The following is a 23384-nucleotide window of genomic DNA, read 5'->3' as shown; positions in this document are numbered from 1 at the left end:
TCATGATACATTTTGATCTTCCAAAGGAGAAATCCTCCATCATCAAGGTCATCGGCATTGGTGGTGGCGGAAGCAATGCGGTAAACCACATGTATGGTCAACGCATAGAAGGGGTGAATTTCATTATCTGTAACACCGACGCCCAAGCAATCGCGAATAGCCCAGTGCCCAACAAAATACAGCTGGGCCCACACTTGACGCAAGGGCTGGGTGCCGGCGCCAATCCCAAGATAGGCGAACAGGCAACGGAGGAATCCTTTGAAGAAATCAAAAAAATACTGGAGGTCAATACCAAAATGGCCTTCATCACCGCAGGTATGGGTGGTGGTACCGGCACCGGTGGTGCCCCGATCATCGCCAAAATCTGTAAAGAACTGGGTATCCTTACCGTAGGTATCGTTACCACCCCGTTCTCTTACGAAGGCAAAAAAAGAATGCTGCAGGCAGAAGAAGGCGTAAACAGACTCAAAGAATACGTCGACACTCTCCTCATCATCTCCAACGATAAACTGCGCCAGAAATTCGGAGACCTTAAATTCAAAGCCGCCTTCGAAAAAGCAGATAATGTACTCGCTACCGCCGCCAAATGTATCACCGATGTGATCAACTCCACCGGCCAGATCAACGTCGATTTCGCCGATGTATGCACCGTGATGCGTAACGGTGGCGTTGCCATACTCGGTGCCGCCGTAGCCGAAGGCGAAGACAGAGCACAAAAAGCCATCGAAGAAGCACTCACCTCACCACTGCTCAACGACAACGAGATCCGTGGCGCCAAATGGATACTGATCAATATCTCCTCCTCTGAAGGTGAATTCGAACACACCCTCGATGAAATGGATATCATCCAGGCTTACGTACAAAGCCAGGCAGGTGAAGATTGTGACGTCATCCTCGGTGTAGGATACGATCATACCCTCGATCGCAAACTGGGCGTAACCATCATCGCCACCGGCTTCGAACAACGGCCCATCCAGCAAATGAAAGCGAATGCCGCCGAAGCCCCCCGCAAAGAAGAAAAGATCGTGCTGCATCTCAACAATAACACTACCGCCACTAAAGAACCGGAAGAAAAAAAGGTGAATAACCAAGGCACCCTCTTCCAGGAACCCGTGGATATCATGGCGCCCCGCCTGGTAGAACCCATCGTAGCACATCCGGAACCTCCGGCATCATTCACACAGCAGCCAGCGCCTGCACCGCAACTCGATAGACAACAGTACGTTGTCAATATCGAACCTGCACCCGCACCGCAACCTGCCACCCCACAACCACAAACTAACAATAACGTCAACGTGATTCCCCCGCAGCAAAACAACGCCGCCGGTGGATATCCCGCCAGACCCGCTCAGATATACATCGAGCCCAATAATCCGCCTGCTGCCGATAAATCCGAAATGCAGATGGTATTCCGGGAAGAAGAAACACCTGCACAGGATGGTAATCAACCTCCCCACTACACCATCGACGATTTCGAAGAACAAAAACGCAAACAGGCAGAAAGAGTAGCCAAACTCCGCAGCATTAGCTTCAATGTTAAAAACATGGATAGCAACGCTGAAATAGAAAACGTCCCTGCATACGTTCGCCGCAACGTCAACCTCGACAACGGCGCCGGCTCCGCAGAGAACTTCTATTCCAATTATACCATCACGGATAATGGCCAACCTAACCAAACCGAGATCAATACTATCAATACCTTTTTAGATGGGAAAAAGCCGGATTGACGAATTATAAACTAATAGATCCATTCCGACATTTGATTGTTTTTTAGTTGTGTTAAAAATCCCCCGGCTCCCCGGGGGATTTTTTTTATAGCCTACTCATTCCCCTTACCAATTTATACCCTACCTCACTCCCCTCACCAACAACATCCATTCACATTTTCACTACATTTATAACATGGAACAACTACAACAGGCACTCAAACAATTCGCCGGCATCTCCGATGAAGACTGGCAACTCTCTGCCCCCCACTGGCGTTCCCTGCATATCAAAAAAGGTAACTTCTTCAACCACCACAACCACGTATGCAAACACGTCGCCTTCATCGTCAAAGGTTTCTTCCGCCTCTATTACGTCGATACCAAAACCGATAAAGAACACAACCTCTTCTTCCTCGGCCACCAACACTTCATGGTATCCCTCAAAAGTTTCCTCACCGGCATCCCCTGCCCCTATAACATACAAGCCACCGAAGATGCCGAACTGTTCGTCATCGACAATGAAACCCTCCAGCAACTCTATAACTCACATGGCTGGGAACGTTTCGGCCGCCTCCTCGCCGAACAATACTTCATCTACAACCAGGCACGCGCCGAAGACCTCCTCACCCGCACCGCCGAAGAACGATACCTCCTCCTCCTCGAACAATACCCGGATATCCTGAATCGTGTTTCTTTAGGCCATATTTCGTCTTATCTGGGCCTGGAAGGACCCTCGCTCAGCAGGATCAGAAAACGGCTCGCCAACAGGCGCTAATGCCCTTAAAATAACTATCCCCACCATGCATAGCACCGTGGGGATAGCCCGCTGTCAGTCAGATATACTACCTGCCTCCCTACAACTTATTCAATCCAGCTTTCGCCTTACGTAACATCTCCGCTGCCGGTTCCGTCTTCAACCGGTCCAGCTCAAACGTAGACAACAACTCCTCTAGCTGCTGCAATCCCGCCATATTACCCACCTGCCGGAACTCCGTCCGTAACAAACGGATCTTCTCATAGTCCTGTATCCCCTCCAACAACCGCTCAAACCGGATAGAACTACGTACCCCGGGATACACGAAATAGGTATCACCAGCCGCCCAGGTACGGAACCGCGAATCCTGCATCGGCCGCTGTACCCAGCTGTTATACGCCCATCTCAGGTAACCGTCGTAGCCCTTCAAAGCCGCATGCCAGGGCAACCACGCAGCTTCCGCCGGTGGCGAAAAACTGAACGTATTCGGATACCCTTCCGTACAACAGGTATAGTAGGTCGTCAACAGCCCGCCGGCCCGACGTTGCTCCTTCACTGCCGCCGGTACCTCCTGGTTCGATGCCACACAATAGTCGTACAGATCCGCTACTATCTCCGGATGATAATTACCTGCCAATGAGATTTTAAATTGCTTATCCACCGACTTGATCAACGTAATAGCATCCTGCATATCTTTCAAAGGCCGTTCATCCATCGCAATTACCGTCTTGTCAAACCAGCCCTTCGCCTTCAGATGACGCGCAAAATCCGTCAGCATCGGCTTCCAATGCGCCGCATACTCCGGCGTACTCGTCTTCGCCACAATGAAAGTATCCCGACCCGCTGCCTCATCATAGTAATAGAACTTCAGGTTCCACGGGATCATACTGTAACAGTTGATCTGCTGGCGGATACCCTGCTGCATCATAAACGATATCCACGCGTCAAATACACGGTAATCATACTCCCAACTGCCGTCCTTCTTTTTCGTCCACTTGATCGTGCTCGCATAGATATCCTCCGTCTGCGCATTCCAGGGATCGTAAATGATACTGGCTGTAATAACCTTCTGCCCGGCAGCTGCCAGCAACTGCATGTACGGCGCCATCGCCTTGTAATGCGCAGCACTCCACTTCGGCACCTGGTACATACGGGCCACCGCATCGGGGCTCTGCCACAGGTCCAGGTGGAACTTACGATCCGCAGGAGCCGGCAACACCCTGTCTTTTACATGTATCGTATAGTGCAGCATCTCCGGATAAAAATTAGCGCCCACGCGCACCTTCAGGTAACCCTTGTAAGTGCCGGCCGGTGCACCTGCCGGTACATCTACACTAAGCCACACGGGCTGCGTAGTATGATCAGGTATATCAGTAGCGGCTACACGATCAATCGCATCAGCCACCAGCGATGAATCAAAATCCTTCGCCTTACGATACCCGCAACCGGTACCATCCTTATTCAGCTCATCCGTCATTACATAACGCAAAAAACCGGCGCTGATACGCGCACGGTCAATACGGTGCCCTCGCTCATCTTTCAGCGGAGACAACTCTATGCTGACGCCCGCCTGCGCTCCGCCAGTCCATAACACCAGCTGGGTATGCACTCGCTCCCCTCTCCAGGCAGTCACCTCCCAGGTAGTTTGCAGTGGCGTAGCGCCCGGAACAACATGTTTTGGATAACGGGTATCTGCATCTCCGAAAGCAGCATGTATACCCTTGCCGACCTTCGCCCAGGAAGAAAGGTCCATCTTGGCAGGATCGGGAAGCTCCTGGTAAATGTGGAAATTACTGGCCTGGGCCATCGCAAGACTGCTCGCCAGGCTGAGCAGCATAGTGCCGATTAGTTTCATAGTTCGTAGTTATTTGTTCACTGTATTTGGCAGGAGGTAAGATACTAACCCCAGCGCACAACAGGAAACAAATAACCACAAACTATCCGCACTAATGTATAATACGTTTTAACTGCAGGTTGGTAACGGGCGCTACCACCAGTGGATATTTTTCAATCGTTACATAGCTGGAATCCAGCCCGAAGCCTCTCTCCTCCGACAAACTCACCTTCTTCAGCCAGAAATAACTACGCATCACCATCCGCTCATACAACGGGAGGTCATTATCGTGAGAAAGGAATTTTTCCATCACAATGAATTGGAAATCGCCTACCACATTGTTCTTACTCAACGACTCGTACCGGCTTACAATGTTCACCTCCTTATTCCGCACCATATCTTCCACCACCATCCGGAACATCAGATTGATACGCTGCTCTACCTTGAACCCTAAACGGAACTCTACCCGTATCACCTCGTTAGGGATGATCGTCTGTACTGAATACTCGCTCAGGTAAGGCTCATCTACTACATCCACATGCACGAACCAGTATATATCTGCCCGCTTGGGCTTCTTGTTCAATATCGAATAAATGATTTTATGCTCTATCTCCTTTGGATTGTCCGCACTGCTCATATACACCAGGTGTGTCGCATATTTGGGGATGGTCGTGTCATTGCTCAGCTCCTGCAATATTGGCAGGTAATCTTCCAGTCGCACAAATTCCACATAGCGGTTTTTGATCTTCCTCGACTTAAACCACACCAGCATCACCACAAACAAACCACCCGCTACTACCACTGTCACATAACCGCCGTGCATGAATTTCACCAGGTTGGCAAACAGGAAAGAGAACTCTATCGTCAGGTATACCGCCAGGTAAAGTAAGATCCAGACCAGCCGTACCCTCCTCGTATACAGGTAAAAAGCAAACAGGCAGGAAGTCATCAGCATACAGATCGTAATGGACAGACCATATGCTGCTTCCATGGCACTGGACTCCTGGAATATCAGCACAATGGCCAGACAGCCTACGAACAGCATGATATTAAGCCCCGGTATATACAACTGTCCCCGCATTTCTGTAGGGTAATTGATGCGTAATTTTGGCCACAGGTTCATCCGCATAGCTTCCGAGATCAGCGTAAACGATCCGGATATCAATGCCTGGCTGGCGATAATAGACGCCATCGTGGCGATCAACACGCCAAAGATGACAAACCACTCCGGCATAATGGTGAAGAAGGGGTTCTGGTCTTTGGGTAAGATCTGTCCCCGCTGCGTCAGCAGCCAGGCGCCCTGTCCCAGGTAATTCAGGATCAGACAGGCCTTCACAAAGATCCAGGAGATACGGATATTGCTCTTCCCACAGTGCCCCAGGTCCGAGTACAAGGCCTCTGCCCCCGTAGTACAAAGGAATACAGCTCCCAGTATCAAAAATCCTTTAGGATAGGTCGTTAACAATTCAATGGCGTAATGCGGGCTGAATGCCTTCAATACACTCAGGTCATCCGCAATATGCGAAAGCCCCAGTATACCCAGCATGGAAAACCAGATCACCATAATAGGTCCAAACATCTTCCCGATAGACACGGTCCCGAACTGCTGCATCACAAACAATCCGGTGATGATCGTCAGTACGATCTTCACGATCGTCCATTGAGACAGGTCCTTAAATACTTCCAGTGTACGCAACCCCTCTATCGCTGAGGTAACGGTAATAGGTGGCGTAATGATCCCGTCTGCCAGCAAAGCGGCTCCTCCGATCATACCAAATATCACCGTCCATTTGGCATGTCTCCTTACCAATGCATAAAGGGAAAAGATGCCTCCTTCCCCCTTGTTATCTGCCCGTAAGGTTAAGATCACATATTTGATGGTTGTCTGTAAAGTAAGTGTCCAGATAATGCAGGATATACCCCCGATGACCAACAGGTCACTGACCGGGTTACCGCCAACAATAGCTTTGAACACATATAATGGAGAGGTGCCAATGTCACCGTAAATAATACCAAGGGCTACTACCAGACCGGCCAAGCTCACCTTGTTGATATCTATTCTCACTGACTATGTAATTAGTTAAAGAGCGCTCAAATTTAGGGGGAATATTTGGATTTAGAAATTTCCAGTTGGCGGGCTCGACTTTGACAGCGCTCATGAATGCCCTATATGTATCCTTAAAAGAAAAACCTCCCGACATTCGCATGTCGGGAGGCTAGTGTTATTATCTACTGTGTGAGATCACTATATTAGTTAGCAGGAGCTAAATCTACAGTGTTAGACTCACCAGGAGTGTTTTGTTTGATGAAGCGACCGCGGTCGATACCTTGCTTGTCAGCCAGGTAGTCAATCACTGCGTCAACTCTTCTGCTGCTCAGGTCAACACCACCTTTTTTACCTTTAGCACCAGCGTGGCCAGTAACCAGAACATTACATTCAGGGTTGCTTCTCAGTGTGTTAGCTACGCTAGACAGTACGGCTTCCATATCTTTAGATACTTTCACAGAGCTACCTTTGAAAGATGCGCTAGGCAGTACCAGGGAAGAACAAGTAGCTTTAGGAGCGATGTTCTTGCAGCACTCAGGATCTGGGCATTTACCAACACCATCAGCGTCAACTGGCTGGCAGTAAGTCGGAGTGATCAGCTGTTTGTCTTTGTAGTCAGGAACACCGTCACCATCAGTATCTTTAGCAACACCGTTCACGTCAACAGGAGCACCTGCAGGAGTGTTAGGCTCACGATCGAACTGATCAGTTACACCGTCTCCGTCAGCATCAGGCAGAACGGGAGTAGGCAGTTTCATGTGACGGGGAGAGCTCAGCTCGTTGTAAGCGAAATCCAGCGGATTTACCCACCACAGTGGCTCTACGCGTTTAGCAGGGTTACCCAGGTTGAAGTTCAGACGAACGCTAGTGTAAGACATGAAGTCTTTAGAGTTGTCGAAAGCACCTTTGGTATAACCGTCCAGATAATCATCAAAGTAAGTGATCAATTTCTGCTCAACACCGATGTTGAAACGCTTAGATACGCGGAAAGCAACACCAGTACCAACGTTAGCACCATGACGGAGCAGTTGGTTACCATCGCGACGACCGATAGAAATCCTGTTACCTTGGTTAGGAGCATTCTGCTCATAATCACCATCGTACAGGTTTTTCAGTTGATCACGGATGTCTTTACGTTTACCGCTGAAGTTGATACCAGAGTAATCGTAACCTTGACCGTTAGCACCCAAAGCGTCCACATCTACATCGATCAGACCCAGGCTATAACCAGCTAAGATATACCAGTTAACTTTAGGCTGAGATTTGTAGAACAGGATGTTGCTCAGGGAAGCGATGAAGTCGATAGACAGTTGGTGTGTCTGTGTCTTGTAGTTAGGAACAATCTTACCACCATTACGAGCAGCAGTAGCAGCCCAGGCATTAGAACCGTTCAAATTCACGGGTACCAATTCATAGTGCAGACCCTTATCTATAGATCCGGTATACTCAGCTCTCAAAGAGATCGTATGACCCAGTGCTTTTCTCAAGGAGATACCACCACCATATCCGGGACGAGCAGATACATCACCAGCGATAAAGTGAAGACCACCGTGAAGACCAAGCTCCCACATGCTCCTGGGCTTAGCAGGATAATCATACTGGTGGTTGATGAAGTTATTGTGTTGGGCCAATCTTGATGCCGGAACTTTGGATGAATCCAGGGCATCGTAGTTAGGCTGAACCTGTGCAAAACCAGAAGACGCCGCTAGTAAACTCATAGCGCCTGCCAGTAATAAGTACTTTTTGCTTGCCATAATTGTTTTTTATTTAAAAACTGTTAAAAATTTACTAATAACCCGTTTTTTACCAAGCAAAGGTAAAAATTGGAAATGAATCTACAAATTTTTCTTGCAAGATTATTTCTATTGATAAGTCCCTCACTATTAGAACTTAGTCGAAACAATTGTTATACCTTAATTACCCTATTTGTTATAACTTAAATAAAGCAATGTTAAAGTAATGTTATTCCCTTAACTACAAATTAAGGGCCAAATTGTTAAAATTTGATATTTTAAACCTAGCTTAGCAATCCTTTTTCTACAATCATGGACGAAATTAAGCATCTGATCAGTAAGGAATTACACGATTTCGAAAACAAATTCTCAGACTCGGTAAAAAGTCATGTCCCGCTCCTGGACCGGATCATGCACTATATTGTTAAGCGTAAAGGCAAGCAAATCAGACCAATGTTCGTCTTGCTCTCCGCCAAGCTATTCAATAATAATATTGAAGAAAGTACCTACCGGGCCGCTGCACTCGTAGAATTACTCCATACGGCCACCCTCGTCCATGACGACGTAGTAGACGATGCCAACGAACGCCGTGGCATGTTTTCCATCAACGCCCTCTGGAAAAATAAGATCGCCGTCCTCGTCGGCGACTACCTCCTCTCCAAAGGCCTCCTCCTCTCCCTCAACAACAACGACTTCAAAAGCCTCCAAATACTTTCCGAAGCCGTCAAGGAAATGAGTGAAGGAGAACTCCTCCAAATAGAAAAAACACGGAAACTCAATATAAAAGAAGACATTTACTTCGAGATCATCCGCCGTAAAACAGCCTCCCTCCTCGCCTCCGCCTGTGCCGCAGGCGCCTGGAGCACCAGCAACGACGAACAAGTCACCGAACAAATGCGCCTCTTCGGCGAAAAAGTCGGCGTTGCCTTCCAGATCAAAGACGACCTCTTCGATTATGGCTCCGATAAAATAGGCAAACCTACCGGCATCGACATCCGGGAAAAAAAACTCACACTCCCCCTCATCTATACCCTCCAACATGCCGACCCGGAAACCAGAAGACGTATTATATATATTGTCAAAAACCAGAACACCGACAAACAAAAGGTTAACGAGGTCATCGAACTGGTTAAAAAATCCGGAGGGATAGCGTATACACAGGAAAAAATGTTTCAGTACCGCGACGAAGCCATGAACATCCTCCACCAATTCCCGGAAAATGAATTCCGGAACGGCCTGGAATCGCTCGTACGCTTCACCACGGACAGAACCTTCTAAACATTAGCGCCGGATGGCTGCCGCAAGAGCTTGTCACCTCCCAATCAGACGTCCCGCGCACTCCACTATAGATCATGATGCAGAAACGTTGGACAGTAAGATCTTATCAACCAAAACAGGAACAATCACTCCAGGCCGCTCTTAAGGTCCACCCTCTGCTGTGCAGACTGCTGGTACAAAGAGGTATCGACACCTTCGAATCCGCCCGCCAGTATTTCCGCCCTTCCATCGATGACCTCCATGACCCCTGGCTCATGAAGGATATGGAAAAAGCCACCACCCGCATAGAACAAGCGATCTTTCATAGAGAAAAGATCCTCATCTATGGCGACTACGACGTCGATGGCACCACCGCTGTCGCCACCGTATATGCCTTCCTGCATGATATCTATACTAACATAGAATTCTATGTGCCCCATCGATACCGCGAAGGATATGGCATATCCATGCAAGGCATCGAATACGCCCGCGACAACGACTTTTCCCTCGTCATCGCCCTCGACTGTGGAATCAAATCCGCTGATTATATCGCATTGGCCAAAGAAATGGGGATCGATTTCATCGTCTGTGATCATCACCTGCCCGATGCCATCCTCCCCCCTGCCGTCGCCATACTCAACCCCAAACAATATGATTGCCCGTACCCTTATAAAGAACTGAGTGGCTGCGGCATCGGCTTTAAACTGATCTGCGCCCTCGCGCAAAAAAAGGGAATACCCATCCAGCAAGCATATCGCTTCCTCGATCTCGTCGCCACCAGCATTGCCGCCGATATCGTTCCCATGACAGGAGAAAACAGGGTACTGGCATTCCATGGCCTCGTAAAGGTCAACGAAAGCCCCTTACCCGGCATCAAAGCCCTTATCGAACTGAGCGCACTCAAAGAGAAACTTACCATCTCCAACCTGGTATTCGTTATTGCCCCTCGCGTCAACGCTGCCGGCCGCATGGACGATGCCCGCAAAGCAGTCAACCTCTTCATCGAGAACAACCCCGACAAAGCTCGTGAAATAGCCGAAGTACTCCACGCAGACAACTTCGACCGCAAAGAAATCGACAGTACCATCACCCAGGAAGCCGTCGCTATCATACAAAACGATACGACCCTCGCCTATCGCAAATCCACCGTCCTCTTTCAACCACACTGGCATAAAGGTGTCGTAGGCATCGTCGCCTCCCGCCTCATCGATAAGTATTATTACCGCCCTACCATCATCCTTACGCAAAGCAATGATAAAGTAGCCGGCTCCGCCCGCTCCGTTATGGGGTTTAATGTATATGAAGCCATCCACCAGTGTAAAGATCTCCTCGAAAACTATGGCGGACACTTCTATGCTGCCGGCATGACCCTCAAACCGGAAAATGTACCAGCCTTTCAGCAGATGTTCGAACAAGTGGTTGCCACCACCATTGATCCCGAACTCCTCATCCCCGAGATCGTCATCGACACCGAGATCTCCCTGGCCGATATCACCCCAGCTTTCTTCAATATCCTCAAACAGTTCGAACCACTAGGCCCCGACAACCTCCGGCCCGTTTTCCTGGCACGCAACCTCGTCGATAGCGGATACTCCCGTATCGTTAAAGAAGAACATATCAAATTCTCCGTACGCCAGTACACACGCAATACCACCGCCGCCTTTTCAGGAATAGGCTTCTATATGGCCGACAAATTCCCCATTATGGCAGACAAACAACCTTTCGATATGGTATTTACGGTCGATGAAAACGAATGGAACGGACAAGTATCCCTTCAGCTGAAAGTGATCGACATCCGCCCCGCCGACCACAGAAAATAATTATAGCCGTATATCCCCCACCATACTACAACCGCCTGTAACGGTATAAAGCCTTTACAATTACATAATAATGCACTGATACAACCGTGTATTAATTTGGAGCCTGTTTTTCATTTATCCCGATCCAATAAATAATACACATGATGGAAAGCCAACCAGGTACGGAACAGGACAACACTTTGGCTTATCTGGAACTATTTGATGCACTTTATCACCGGTTCCATCAGGCTGTATATGCCAATATCAGCCGCATCGTCCGCGAACCTGCACTGGCGGAAGATATTTCGCAGGAAGTTTTCCTGGCCCTCTGGGAAAACCGCCACCGCCTCGATATGCAACAGGCAGGCGGATGGCTGTTCGTAGTTAGCTACAATAAGGCAATGACCTGCCTCAAGAAGAAAATCAAAGACAACAACCTGCTCATCCCCGAACATACCCTCCCAGAAGATATCCTCCCAGAGGAACCCATCGATGAGCAACTGTATCAACTGCGCCTCTCCCTGGTAGAAGAAGCCATCGGACATCTCCCTCCGCGCAAAAAAGAAGTATTCCAACTTTGTCGCTTCCATGGCAAATCATACGAGGAAGTGGCCGAACAATTAGGCATCTCCGCAGTCTCCGTAAAAGACTATCTCAAACAATCCACCCAGTTCATCCGCCAGTACATCAGCAACCATACCAACCATATGGAAGTCTCTGGTCTTCTCCTGCTCCTCCTATACCTCGATCATATCTGCTGATAACAATTTGGTAACATAAAACGGCATCCCCTTTTTCCCGCTTCGTAGTATTTACTAATGAAGACACGCACTTGCATCACATGATAGCGCATTACAAAAAGTCCATCGAAAAAGTCTGGAAAGAGACACTCACCGCCACCGAGAAACTAGATTTCCTCGATCAGCTGCTGCGTGACGAAGCAGCATGGAAAAACGCATTAAGGCAGGAATTCGACCAAGATGTGGATACAGGAAAAACATATCTCTCCGCCGATCAGTCAACGGCCTTACTACAGCGACTCTACGAAAGAATGCAGGTGAACGATATACACACACCACAACCTGCGAACAAAAAAGTCTTCTTCCTCTCCCGTCACGTAAAATGGTGGGGAGCCGCAGCAGCAGCAGCAGTCGCAGGAATACTCTTCCTGTTATATGCACAACCACCCGCTTCAAAGACCCGGGTACCATCAATAGCACAAGTAAAGATCGATACGCCCGCCGCCAAACAAATACAACGATATACCAACAACCAGGCTACCCGGCAAACCATCACACTGGAAGACAGTTCCATAGTAATACTGGCCAAAGGCAGCGCGATTACCTATTACAAGGGATTCCCAAACAATAAAAGAGAAATACGCCTATCAGGACAAGCCTGGTTCCAGGTAGCCGCCAACAGCGACAAACCATTTACCGTCTATACCGCCAATATAGCAACTACCGCATTAGGTACCCGGTTCATGGTCAATACAAAAAAAGAACAGCAGGTACTTGTACAACTGTTTGAAGGAAAAGTAGTAGTGCGATCTGCTACACAGCAGTGGACAATGAAAAATATTTACCTCCAGCCGGGAGAAGAATGCCGCATCGATCCTTTACATAAAGAATACCAGGTACGCCCATTCACAAAACAGTCTAATATCACCAATCTGACCAATACAGGCGCTACACTTGCAGATAATAATGGCAACCTGCAATTTACACAGACACCACTACCAAAAGTATTAACACAACTGGGACAACGCTATCAGGTACATTTCCGATACGAAACTGCAGCAATCAATAAAGAACAGGTAACCGGATCATTCCCGGCCTCCGATTCCCTGGAGACCACCTTGTCAATACTCCGGACCTTAAATAAACTGTCGTTTAACAAAAACGGGGACACGATCACAGTCAGCAAACAATAATTATCAGCCGGAAGGGACAACGGCAACGCCTAAGGGCGAATGGGACAACTATGCACATACACAAACAATACTATATGAGAACACAACTACGAAAGATTGTCAAATGGTGCAGCCTGGGGTTAATAGCCCTATGCTGGACTTCCTCCATCCAGGCACAGTCAAAAGCTCAGGTGAATGGCATGGTGACAGCCGAAAATGGTGAGCCCATCAGTGGCGTAACCATCACCGTTACAGCCGGTACGGCTAAAGAAACACCTGCTTTCTTTAGCGATGATAAAGGTGCCTTTACGATAACAGGCCTTGTTACTGGCAACAAATATCATTTCACCTTCTCCCATGTCGGCTATCAGCAACAGCAGATACGGAACTTCGAAGTAAAAACAGGCGTCAACAACGGACTACTGATCCGAATGAAAGAAGTGCTGTCAGGTCTGAACGAGATCGTCGTTATCGGCTATGGCGCTGTAAAAAAGCGGGATCTCACCGGTGCCGTCAGCTCTATAAAGTCAGACAAGATCGTCGAAGTAGCCGCCGCTGATGTCACACAGGTGCTGCAAGGCCGCGCCTCCGGCGTAGTCGTACAGACTCAATCCTGGAAGCCGGGCAGCATGGCCGAAGTACGCATCCGTGGTAATCGCTCCATCAAAGGCGACAATGCCCCACTGTATGTAGTAGATGGCGTTCCTTTCGTAGATGCGATCAACATGATCAGCCCGAACGATATTGAATCTATCGAGATATTGAAGGACGCATCCGCCACCGCTATCTATGGTAATCGTGGCGCCAATGGGGTGGTACTTATCACTACTAAAAAGGGCAGAAAGGGAAAAACCATCGTAGAGTTCAATAGCTACTATGGCATCCAAAAATATCAACCCCTACCGGAGTTGATGAACGCCGCCGAATTCGTAGCATACTCCCGCGAAGCACAACGCAATGCACTGGGTGGCACCTATGACGGTAAACCAAACAAAGAACTGGACTTTAAGAACGAACAACTGGTCGCCACTCCCTACATGTATAAGAACATGCAACGGGCCTGGGAAAGCGGTACCTACGATCCTTCCAAATTGCAAAGCACCGACTGGCTGAGCTATGGTCTCCGCGACGGCGTAATACAGGACCACCAGGTAAGTGTACGCGGCGGCAGCGAGCCTACCCGCTTCCTGCTGTCAGCCGATTATTTTAATAACAAAGGTGTAGTGAAAGACCAGGACTTTACCCGCTATTCTATACGGTTGAATGCCGAACATGACATCGCAAAATTCATCCGTATCGGTACGCAGATGAACTATTCCAACTCCAACCAGAATGCCGGCTGGTCCGATGTATTCGACGGGTATGGCCTGAAAAGTTTTAACCCGCTGGCATCACCTTACGAAGAAGATGGTACCACGCTGGCCATGTTCCCGACCAACAATACCCGTACCCCAAATCCCGTTACCAACTTCGGTAAGACGAAAAGAGTACGGAAACAGGATCGCTTACTTGGCAACTATTTCATGGAGGTAGACCTTGCCCGTGCACTGAAGTTCCGTACCAACCTGGCACTGGACTACCGCGCATGGCGGAACTATGATTTCAACGGAGAGAATACTGCCAGCGCAGGTGGCTTCGCACCTTCTTCTGCCGCCAACGGCACAGACCGGAGGTTTATGTACACACTTGAAAACATCCTCAGTTATAATAACACCATAGGCCGCGATCATTCCATCTATGCTACGCTGCTGCAATCTATACAGTCCGAAAAAATAGAATCTGCCAATATCTCCGTGAAAGAACTGCCTTACGACGAACAACAATATTACAATGTCGGAAGTGCCCTCACTATTAACGGTGTCAGCAGCAGGCTGTCCCGGTGGGCCCTGGCCTCCTTTATGGGACGATTAAACTATGGCTATAAAGGGAAATACCTGGCCACCGTTTCTGCCCGTTATGATGGCTCCTCCCGCCTCGCAACCGGCAGAAAATGGGTAGTCTTCCCTTCCGTAGCACTCGCCTGGCGCGCAAAAAGCGAGCATTTCCTGAAAGATGTCTCCGCCATCAACGACCTGAAATTCCGCGTCGGCTGGGGACGTACCGGCAACTCCGGCATAGACCCTTACAAAACATGGGGTAAACTCAATACCATCCGTTATGTATTCGGCGAAACATCTGCCCTTGGTTTTACTCCCATCGAAATGATCAACCCCTTCCTCACCTGGGAAACAACCGAAGCATACAACGCTGGTGTCGACATCAGCCTGTTGGATGGTCGTATCTCAGGAAGTATCGAAGCCTATGTACAAAACACCTATAACCTGTTGCTGGATCGCCAGCTCCCTACCGCTTCCGGCTTCTCCACCATCTTATCCAATGTGGGTAAAACGCGCAACAGAGGTATTGAGCTGAGCCTCAATACCATCAATATGCGCACCCGGGATTTTGAATGGCGTTCCGATTGGATACTCAGTGTCAACAAACAAGAGATCCTGGAACTATATAATGGTAAAAAAGATGACATTGGCGCCAACTGGTTCATCGGCCAACCGGTGAATGTATTTTACGACCTGGGCTTTAATGGCATCTGGCAGAACACTCCAGAGGATAAAGCCGAGATGGCAAAGTATAACGCCAACGGCGCTACCTTCAAACCGGGAGATATCCGCCCGCTGGATCGTAACGGCGACTATAAGATCGATGCCAATGACCGATACATTATCGGGCAACGGGACCCCAAATGGACTGCCAGCTGGGCACACAACTTTAAGTACAAAAACTTCGATGCCTCCCTATTCCTGGTAGGTATGTTCGGGCAGACTATCAACCATGATCTCGACATGCGATTTGATGGTCGTTACAATCAGCCTAAACTGAACTACTGGACACCCGACAACGCCAGCAATCAATATCCTCGTCCGCTGCTGGGTACCGCAGGTCTTAACTATCTCAGCACCCTCAATTACTACAACGGATCATTCGTGCGGGTAAAGAATATCACGGTAGGTTATTCCCTGCCAAAACAGCTGTTACGAAGGGCATTCCTGGAAAGATGCCGCATCTATGCCAGCGTACAGAATCCTTTCCTGTTCACCAAATTCCCCGGTACAGACCCTGAAGGCGCCACCGGCTTCGATGAACCAAGTGTGGTAACATATCTCCTGGGTGTGAACCTTTCTTTTTAACCGGATACCAAGAAAATGTTTCAGTATATGAAAAAGATACTTTGTTGTGTGATGGCATCATTGCTGGTGCTTTCTTTTACCGCCTGTAAAAAGTACTTACAGGAAGAAGTGATCTCTGACGTTTCGTACCAGCTATACGAAACCGAAAAAGGGATCGAAGGCGCGTTAACCGCCGCGTATAACTCCCTCAGGCCCGGTGTTTCCAGCGAACGTGCCCTCACCTTTTCCGACGCCGGCACCGACCTGTTCACACTAGGATCGGATGGCAACCCATCCTTCAACCAGTACCTCGCCACCTTATCTTCCCTCGAAGGAAAAGTAGCCGACTACTGGGATTATCACTATAAAGGCATCTCTGAATGTAATATCGTTGTCAATTATTTACCGAAGGTAAATATGCAGGCAAAAAGAAAAACGGAAGCCGAAGCGGAAGCCCGGTTCCTGCGTGCCTATTACTACTTCGACCTCGTACAACACTTCGGTAATATTCCTTTGGTATTTGAATCCCTCAATAAGGTAAAAACGGATTTCAAACGGGCGCCTGTTAAAACAGTATACGAAGCCATCATCACAGACCTCGTATTCGCTTTCGATAATTTGCCACAGGTAGCCGCTGCCCAAGGTCGTGCACATAAAGCCGCTGCAGCTCATCTCCTGAGTAAGGTATACCTGGCCAGAGGAAGTGCGCTGTCAGGCACTCAGACCGCCATCCGCGGCACCAAAGCAACCGACCTCGATAGCGTCATCTATTACGCTGGCATGATCGCCGATAAAAAACTAGGTACCTATTCCCTCGTAGCCGATTTCGCCAAACTATTTGATATCAGCAACCAGGTGAACAGTGAAGTGATCTTCGCCGTACAGTTCAGCACCAATCAGCTGAGTAATGGCAGTGGCAACCAGATGCACCTGTACCATGTACCACAATATGATGCGATCAACACCAAGATCATGCAACGCTCTGTAGAATATGGCCGTCCTTACCGCCGGGTACGCCCTACACCATATGTGTATGAAGGACTATTCGGCAGCACCCGTAAGTACGATTCCCGCTTCGTGAAATCATTTGTATGGGGATACATCGCCAATAAAGCCGCTACCAATATCGTTACCACTGCCGGCAACAGCATCAATGTACAGGTAGGCGATACGGCGCTCTATTTCTCACCGGTATATTATGCTTCTTCCACCGATCTGAACGCTGCAATACAGGAACACAAACGTTTTGCTGTCTACATCCCGCAAAATACTTATCGTCCCTTTACAATGAACAATCTGTTCCCAGGACTACGCAAATGGCTCGATGCTTCCCGTCCTACCACTAACGAAACGAACGGTAGCCGCGACTGGGTCGTAATGCGTTACGCCGAAACGTTGCTGATACTGGCAGAAGCTTACGGACGAAAAGGTATTTTCGACAAAGCCGCACAATATATCAACCAGGTACGTGAGCGTGCCGCCTATAAAGAAGGTGAGGCTAAGACCATCCAGTACTGGACATTTGAAGGGGGTAGTTATGCAGACCGTACCAAGTCCACCGTAGAACAGATGAAAATAACGCCGGCAGACATCAGCGGTCAGTTCGTTGATTACATACTCGAAGAACGTGGCCGTGAAATGTTAGGAGAACTCAACCGCTTTGAAGACCTTGTTCGTTGTGAGAAGCTGGAAGAGCGGGTAAAGAAATACAATCCCGATGCGAGTAATATCCGTCCCTTTCACATACTGCGTCCTATTCCGCAGACACATATCGACCGCCTCGATCCCCGTGGTCCCATCCAGGAAGAGCAGAATATCGGCTACTATTAATACTTGATCACTCACTAAATACAATTATATGCAGAGAAATATTTTCCTGTTACTTTCTTTCCTGTTCAGCATCACCTTTGCCAAAGCACAGGACAACCGCCTTCCTGCTATCACCAAAGCGTTCCATGACAAGTCATCCAAAGTGATCATGATTGCCAGCCATCGCGGCGCGCACCTGGAAGCTCCTGAGAACTCCATCGCTGCATTCAAAAAAGCGATCGAAATAGGCATCGACATCATCGAACTGGATGTTCGCTGTACTAAAGACGGCGTACCCGTAGTCATGCACGACAAAAGCGTAGATCGCACCACCAGCGGCAAAGGCCTTGTACATAACATGACACTGGCACAGATCAAACAACTACGATTGAAACACAATGGCACTGTCACAGAAGAAAAGGTGCCTACACTCGAAGAAGCACTGACACTCGCAAAAGGAAAGATCATGATCGACCTGGATATCAAATCCACCGATTGTCCCGAAGCACTGATCAACACCGTAAACAAAACAGGCATGGTCTCCCAATGCCTGTACTTCCTCTCCGAATCAGATCACCTGGAATACTTGAAAAGCTATGCCCCCACCTCTATGGTCCTGTTCAGAACACATAGCGCCAAAGAAGCAGAACAAATACTGCGCAATACGTCCATCGAAGCCATTCACATCGATGAATCACATCATAACGACACTACTATCCAGTTCATCAAATCCAAAGGCGCCCGCGTATGGGTAAATGCATTAGGTGACATAGATAAAGATGCAGCCGGTGGTAACACAGCCGCATTTGAAGAAGTATTGAAACATGGTGCCAACATCATTCAGACAGACCAGCCAGCACTATTAAAGGCTTACCTGATCAGCAAAGACCTGTATCATTAAAATGCCGTAACAACTCTTCTTCTAAAACACAAAAGCCGGCTTTATCAGCCGGCTTTTGTGTTAAAATATCTTTAACGGATCAATCAAAAACGCCATATAGCTAATCTTCGAAAACACCAGGTACAGTCTTCCATAATGCAAACCCTGCAACCTTCAGCTCTTTGAGCTCCTTTTGTCTTCTAAGTAAATAGATATGCATGTTACCCTTCGACAAACTAACCTATGATCTATTAACAACAAATATCATCTTCTGCATTTTTGTTGTGGCAATACTTTTGATCCACTCCCCGGAAACATAATAAATCTGATAACAAAATTCACACAAGTAACATCTTCAGTATCTCCTTTCCCTTCACAAAATTGGTAAACTGAAGAACAGTACAACTACTACAGAAACGGTTAACAACAAAATAAACACATACCCTTCAATTATTCAAAACATCCTTTCTTACAAGCTTTCTCAAAAAAAAAAGCACCAAGCATATGCTTGGTGCCCTCGGTTTTACAATATGTTCTTTGCTTAAAGCAAGCTATAGAAATAAATGGTTTGCCTATCTGTTATTCTTTGGTCGGATGCTTCAGCGAAAATCATACCAGTAATTATTTATGATTGTAATACGCTTTTCTGCTCGCCACCGAGTAATTCCACACTCCGGTTTACGAACGCTGTCAGGTCAGCACCGGTCAGCAGGTGCTGCGACAGCAATGCCAGGTCTGCCAGGTTGCGTACCAGCTTTTGTTGCAGGTCTGCATCTTCCTGTTGCAGGATGTGTTGGTAGATCGGGTGATTGGCATTCACCGTCATGTTGATATCATCTGGCATGCTGGCATACCAGCTCATACCGCCACCACCATTAGCTGCCATATCTTTCATACGACGCATGAACTCCGGACGGGTTACGATCACCGGCTGTGCGCTGGTGCTCAGACCTTTCAGTTCTACTTTGATATTAGGTTGTGCGATCTGACCTTTGAATATCTCCTGGAGCTGATTGCTTTGTTCTTCTGTCAGTACGCTCTCGTTTTTCTCTTCCTTGTCGATCAGGTTATCTGCGATGTCTGCATCTACACGGGAAAACTGTACCTTTTCCCATTTGTGTTCTACGCTGTTGATGAATGCAGCGTCGATCAGGGTATCCAGCTTCACTACTTTATATCCTTTTGCTTTCGCTTCCTGGATGTAGCTGTCCTGTTGTACCGCGTTGGTGGCATATAAGATCACCAGCTTTTCTTCTTTGTTGGTCTGCAAAGCAGCAGTAGCGGTACGGTATTCTTCAAGAGTATAGAAAGTGTCACCGTCTACATCCTGCATCAGGTGAAACTTATTAGCCTTGTCCATGAACTTGTCATCCATCATCATACCGTACTTCACAAACAGCCCGATGGATTCCCATTTGGATTCGAAATCTTTCCGGTCGTTACGGAACATCTCATCCAGTTTGTCGGCTACTTTTTTGGTGATGTGGGCGTTGATCTTTTTCACGTTCGGATCACCCTGCAGGTAGCTGCGGCTTACGTTCAGCGGGATATCCGGGCTGTCGATCACACCATGCAGCAACATCAGGAACTCAGGTACGATATCTTTTACCTCGTCGGTTACATATACCTGGTTGGAATACAGGTTGATCTTATCTTTCTGTATTTCGTAGCTTTTGGTGATCTTGGGGAAATAGAGGATACCGGTCAGGTTAAACGGATAATCCACGTTCAAGTGTATCCAGAAGATAGGAGGCTCGGAAAACGGATACAGCTCTTTATAGAAGTGCTGATAGTCTTCTGCTGTCAGCTCGCTAGGTTTCTTGGTCCATGCAGGTGTCGGGTTGTTGATCTGCTTATCTTCAAATTTCACCGGCACAGGCAGGAATTTACAGAACTTCTCCAGGATGGTGCGGATACGATGCTCATCCAGGAATTCTGCACTCTCTTCGTTGATATGTAATACCATATCAGAACCTCTTTCTTCTTTGCTGGTCTCCTCCAGGGTATACTCCGGACTACCATCACACTCCCAGCGAACAGGCGCGGCGCCCTCACGGAATGACTTCGTGATGATCTCCACCCGGTCGCTCACCATAAAGGAAGAATAGAAGCCCAGACCAAAGTGACCGATGATATTCGTACCGTCACCTTGTCCTTTATATTTGTTCAGGAACTCCTCCGCACCGGAAAAAGCCACCTGGTTGATGTATTTATCTACCTCTTCCGCTGTCATACCAATCCCCCTGTCGGAGATGGTCAGCGTCTTATTTTCTTTGTCCAGCTTGATCTCAATATCGATAGAACCGAGTTCGCCTTTAAACTCTCCAACACTGGCCAGGGTTTTCAGTTTTTGGGTCGCATCCACGGCATTGCTCACCAGCTCGCGGATAAAGATCTCATGATCTGAGTACAGGAACTTTTTGATAATGGGGAAGATGTTCTCCGTTTGTACGCGTATTGCACCTTTCTGCATGGGATTCAGATTTTTAATTTCAGGTGTTCTTTTTCAAAGGTTATGCCAGCACCTGGCAAACTGACAAGATGGCAACATATTCACTGCCGTTTTATAGTTTCAGTAATGTTTTACTGATTGCTGTTGTTAATTCCGGCTTGACGCTTGCTTTAAGCGCATAATTTTCCCATTGATCAATTACTGTCTTAATTTCATCGATTATAACCTGTGACTTTTTGATATTCATTGCTTTAGCAATTTCTAATAGGTCAACAAGCGTAATGTTTTCCCGTTTACCGTTAATGCTAAGGCAATGACGGCTTACCCAAGGGCTTCCGGGCCGGTAAGCGTGGCACACGTCGTACGCAGGTGAGAGTTTCCACTCCCCATCCTTGCCCATAATAAAGGCAAAATTTTTAGTATGATCGTCGCAATTTCTTGCGATAACATTAAATACCATTCGCCTAAACAGTTGTTCCGCGTCAGGATACTCCAATCCAAGCATCCTCATGGTTTCGAATAACTCTTCATAGCTATATGAAGTAATGTCAGCAAAATCGCGGTGCGTTAGTGCACACCAAGTTTGTACATGAACTTTACCTTTGCCAGGAATACGGTCAAATCTTTTTGTCATAAAATGTCCCCGTCCGTTTTCTTCCAGCAATCGACATTCCATCATGTCTATGCCTGCGTCTTTTGCCATCAGATAATATGCCATTTCCACATGACCGTAGCCATAGGTTTCTCCAAATTGGCTATCGTGGACACCATCAAATTTAATTAACCAGTGTTCAAATCCTTTTGGAGCATCAGCCTGACCAGATTTTACCTCTTTGGTTTGCTCATTAAATGCGATTAAAGCCTTTGCTCGAGCTCCACCAGCGGACGTACCAATCTTCAAGATATCCAATAATGCTTTCTCATCGTTGTCTAACTGACCTTCAAAGGATACCCTGTTGTTTAGAATATCTCCAGCAATCTGTACTAAACTGGAAATTTCAATTTTCGTAGCGGAATCTGATCCTTTCGGATTTACTGGCTCGAACTCTAAAGCTCCCATCCCTCGCTTTCCGATAAAGCATAGCATTTCAATCGGGTTCATACTATCTGTTGGCCGATTGTTCTTTAGCAACCAACTATTAATTAAAGTATTTCCGTATCTGTCGGGTAGAACATCTGCAATAATCCAGGCAATCCCTTAAACGCATTAATAGTCATCAATTCCGGAAATCTATAAATTACTCCCACTTCTATCGGCATAGTAAGAGGTGCGATGTCCCAATTGCGGGTAACAAAAGAAGGTTCGTATTCGAAACTGGCAACTCTGCTATTGCTGTCCCAGAATATAGCGCCTACTCTTTTCCCCCAAAGATTTACATATGCTGTATTCATTACCAATTTGATTTTCTATTGTTCTTTTTTGGAACGCTCATTTTTGCGGAGGCCCTTACCCGCTTCACTTCTTTATGTTCTAGCTCTGCTAGTTTTAAAGGACTGATTGCTCTTTCTTCTAGAAATGAGTCGAACACATGCAGTTGCTCTAAAACTCGTAATACCTGTATTAAGGAAAGTAGGTTTACCGATTTTCCTCTCTCGATATTTTGGATAGTACTACGGTTAACGTTTGCCGACTTTGCGAGTTCCTCCTGTGTCCGCTTGCGTTCTTTGCGCTTCTGGCTTATAAAACTTCCAATCATGCTAAGATATCCTAAATCACTTCTGGCATATCTTGGAATGTTATTTATTTCCGTCATTATAATTATTTTATCCCTTTAATGATGATTATTTTCATCAAATTTAAGAAAATTAAGTTATTAACTATATAGCTGTAAATAATCATCATTAAACTACAATTAGTTGTTTAATGCTTAAAAAAACCATCAATTATATTAAAAATTAATTAGAGACTACGATCGATTCTATACACATACCGTCAAATTCAAGTGAATATGTATTAACCAAACGAAAATCCCTATAGACTACTACTAACAGCACCAATAAGACAACCCGCCTGTTTTCATTTAACAAAGAAATCAT

The 23384-nt window shown here is 47.3% G+C and carries 15 protein-coding genes and 1 pseudogene; 9 read left to right on the top strand and 7 right to left on the bottom strand.

What is annotated here, in order from left to right:
• Positions 1 to 2 precede the first annotated feature (2 nt).
• A complete protein-coding gene (gene ftsZ, locus KTO58_RS00160; protein ID WP_225859978.1) occupies positions 3 to 1727 on the top strand; it encodes a cell division protein FtsZ in 1725 nt (574 codons plus the stop codon).
• 175 nt (positions 1728 to 1902) lie between these two features.
• Positions 1903 to 2481: a Crp/Fnr family transcriptional regulator gene (locus KTO58_RS00155; RefSeq protein WP_095841328.1), complete on the top strand. Its 579-nt coding sequence runs from the start codon at positions 1903 to 1905 to the stop codon at positions 2479 to 2481.
• Positions 2482 to 2560: 79 nt separating this feature from the next.
• Here KTO58_RS00155 and KTO58_RS00150 read toward each other — a convergent pair whose 3' ends face one another.
• From KTO58_RS00150 to KTO58_RS00140, 3 genes are all read right to left on the bottom strand, one after another.
• Complete coding sequence (locus KTO58_RS00150; protein WP_095841329.1) at positions 2561 to 4315, bottom strand: DUF4091 domain-containing protein; 1755 nt, start codon at positions 4313 to 4315, stop codon at positions 2561 to 2563.
• A gap of 91 nt (positions 4316 to 4406) precedes the next feature.
• Positions 4407 to 6359 (bottom strand): KUP/HAK/KT family potassium transporter, encoded by a 1953-nt coding sequence (locus KTO58_RS00145; protein WP_095841330.1) that lies wholly within the window; start codon positions 6357 to 6359, stop codon positions 4407 to 4409.
• A gap of 185 nt (positions 6360 to 6544) precedes the next feature.
• Complete coding sequence (locus tag KTO58_RS00140) at positions 6545 to 8095, bottom strand: OmpA family protein (RefSeq protein ID WP_095841331.1); 1551 nt, start codon at positions 8093 to 8095, stop codon at positions 6545 to 6547.
• A 291-nt stretch (positions 8096 to 8386) separates the two neighbouring features.
• On the opposite strand from KTO58_RS00140, the gene KTO58_RS00135 reads away from it, so the two are divergent.
• The 7 genes from KTO58_RS00135 to KTO58_RS00105 all read left to right on the top strand — a co-directional run bounded on the left by KTO58_RS00135 (position 8387) and on the right by KTO58_RS00105 (position 18916).
• On the top strand, positions 8387 to 9352 hold the full coding sequence (locus KTO58_RS00135) for a polyprenyl synthetase family protein (RefSeq protein WP_095841332.1): 966 nt from the start codon (positions 8387 to 8389) through the stop codon (positions 9350 to 9352).
• 74 nt (positions 9353 to 9426) lie between these two features.
• Positions 9427 to 11151: a single-stranded-DNA-specific exonuclease RecJ gene (recJ, locus tag KTO58_RS00130; RefSeq protein ID WP_225859977.1), complete on the top strand. Its 1725-nt coding sequence runs from the start codon at positions 9427 to 9429 to the stop codon at positions 11149 to 11151.
• Positions 11152 to 11291: 140 nt separating this feature from the next.
• Positions 11292 to 11891, top strand: a complete 600-nt coding sequence (locus KTO58_RS00125; protein WP_095841333.1) for an RNA polymerase sigma factor — start codon at positions 11292 to 11294, stop codon at positions 11889 to 11891.
• A gap of 80 nt (positions 11892 to 11971) precedes the next feature.
• A complete protein-coding gene (locus KTO58_RS00120; protein WP_095841334.1) occupies positions 11972 to 13063 on the top strand; it encodes a FecR family protein in 1092 nt (363 codons plus the stop codon).
• 74 nt (positions 13064 to 13137) lie between these two features.
• On the top strand, positions 13138 to 16227 hold the full coding sequence (locus KTO58_RS00115; protein WP_157753314.1) for a SusC/RagA family TonB-linked outer membrane protein: 3090 nt from the start codon (positions 13138 to 13140) through the stop codon (positions 16225 to 16227).
• Between the two features lie 27 nt (positions 16228 to 16254).
• Positions 16255 to 18036 (top strand): RagB/SusD family nutrient uptake outer membrane protein, encoded by a 1782-nt coding sequence (locus KTO58_RS00110; RefSeq protein ID WP_095841776.1) that lies wholly within the window; start codon positions 16255 to 16257, stop codon positions 18034 to 18036.
• Between the two features lie 28 nt (positions 18037 to 18064).
• Positions 18065 to 18916 carry a glycerophosphodiester phosphodiesterase family protein gene (locus KTO58_RS00105; protein WP_095841336.1) on the top strand — a complete coding sequence of 284 codons (852 nt, stop codon included), beginning with the start codon at positions 18065 to 18067 and terminating at the stop codon, positions 18914 to 18916.
• Between the two features lie 604 nt (positions 18917 to 19520).
• Here KTO58_RS00105 and htpG read toward each other — a convergent pair.
• The 4 genes and pseudogenes from htpG to KTO58_RS00085 form a co-directional block, all read right to left on the bottom strand.
• Positions 19521 to 21368, bottom strand: a complete 1848-nt coding sequence (gene htpG, locus KTO58_RS00100) for a molecular chaperone HtpG (RefSeq protein ID WP_095841337.1) — start codon at positions 21366 to 21368, stop codon at positions 19521 to 19523.
• 91 nt (positions 21369 to 21459) lie between these two features.
• Positions 21460 to 22449: a type II toxin-antitoxin system HipA family toxin gene (locus tag KTO58_RS00095; RefSeq protein WP_198315071.1), complete on the bottom strand. Its 990-nt coding sequence runs from the start codon at positions 22447 to 22449 to the stop codon at positions 21460 to 21462.
• Positions 22450 to 22739, bottom strand: a pseudogene (locus KTO58_RS00090) (HipA N-terminal domain-containing protein); the annotation flags it as partial.
• Positions 22739 to 23101, bottom strand: a complete 363-nt coding sequence (locus tag KTO58_RS00085; RefSeq protein ID WP_095841338.1) for a helix-turn-helix transcriptional regulator — start codon at positions 23099 to 23101, stop codon at positions 22739 to 22741. The pseudogene KTO58_RS00090 and the gene KTO58_RS00085, both read right to left, overlap by 1 nt.
• Positions 23102 to 23384: the final 283 nt, after the last annotated feature.

Source organism: Chitinophaga pendula, from assembly GCF_020386615.1.
GTDB lineage: Bacteria > Bacteroidota > Bacteroidia > Chitinophagales > Chitinophagaceae > Chitinophaga > Chitinophaga pendula.
This window is presented reverse-complemented; position numbering and strand designations above follow the sequence as displayed.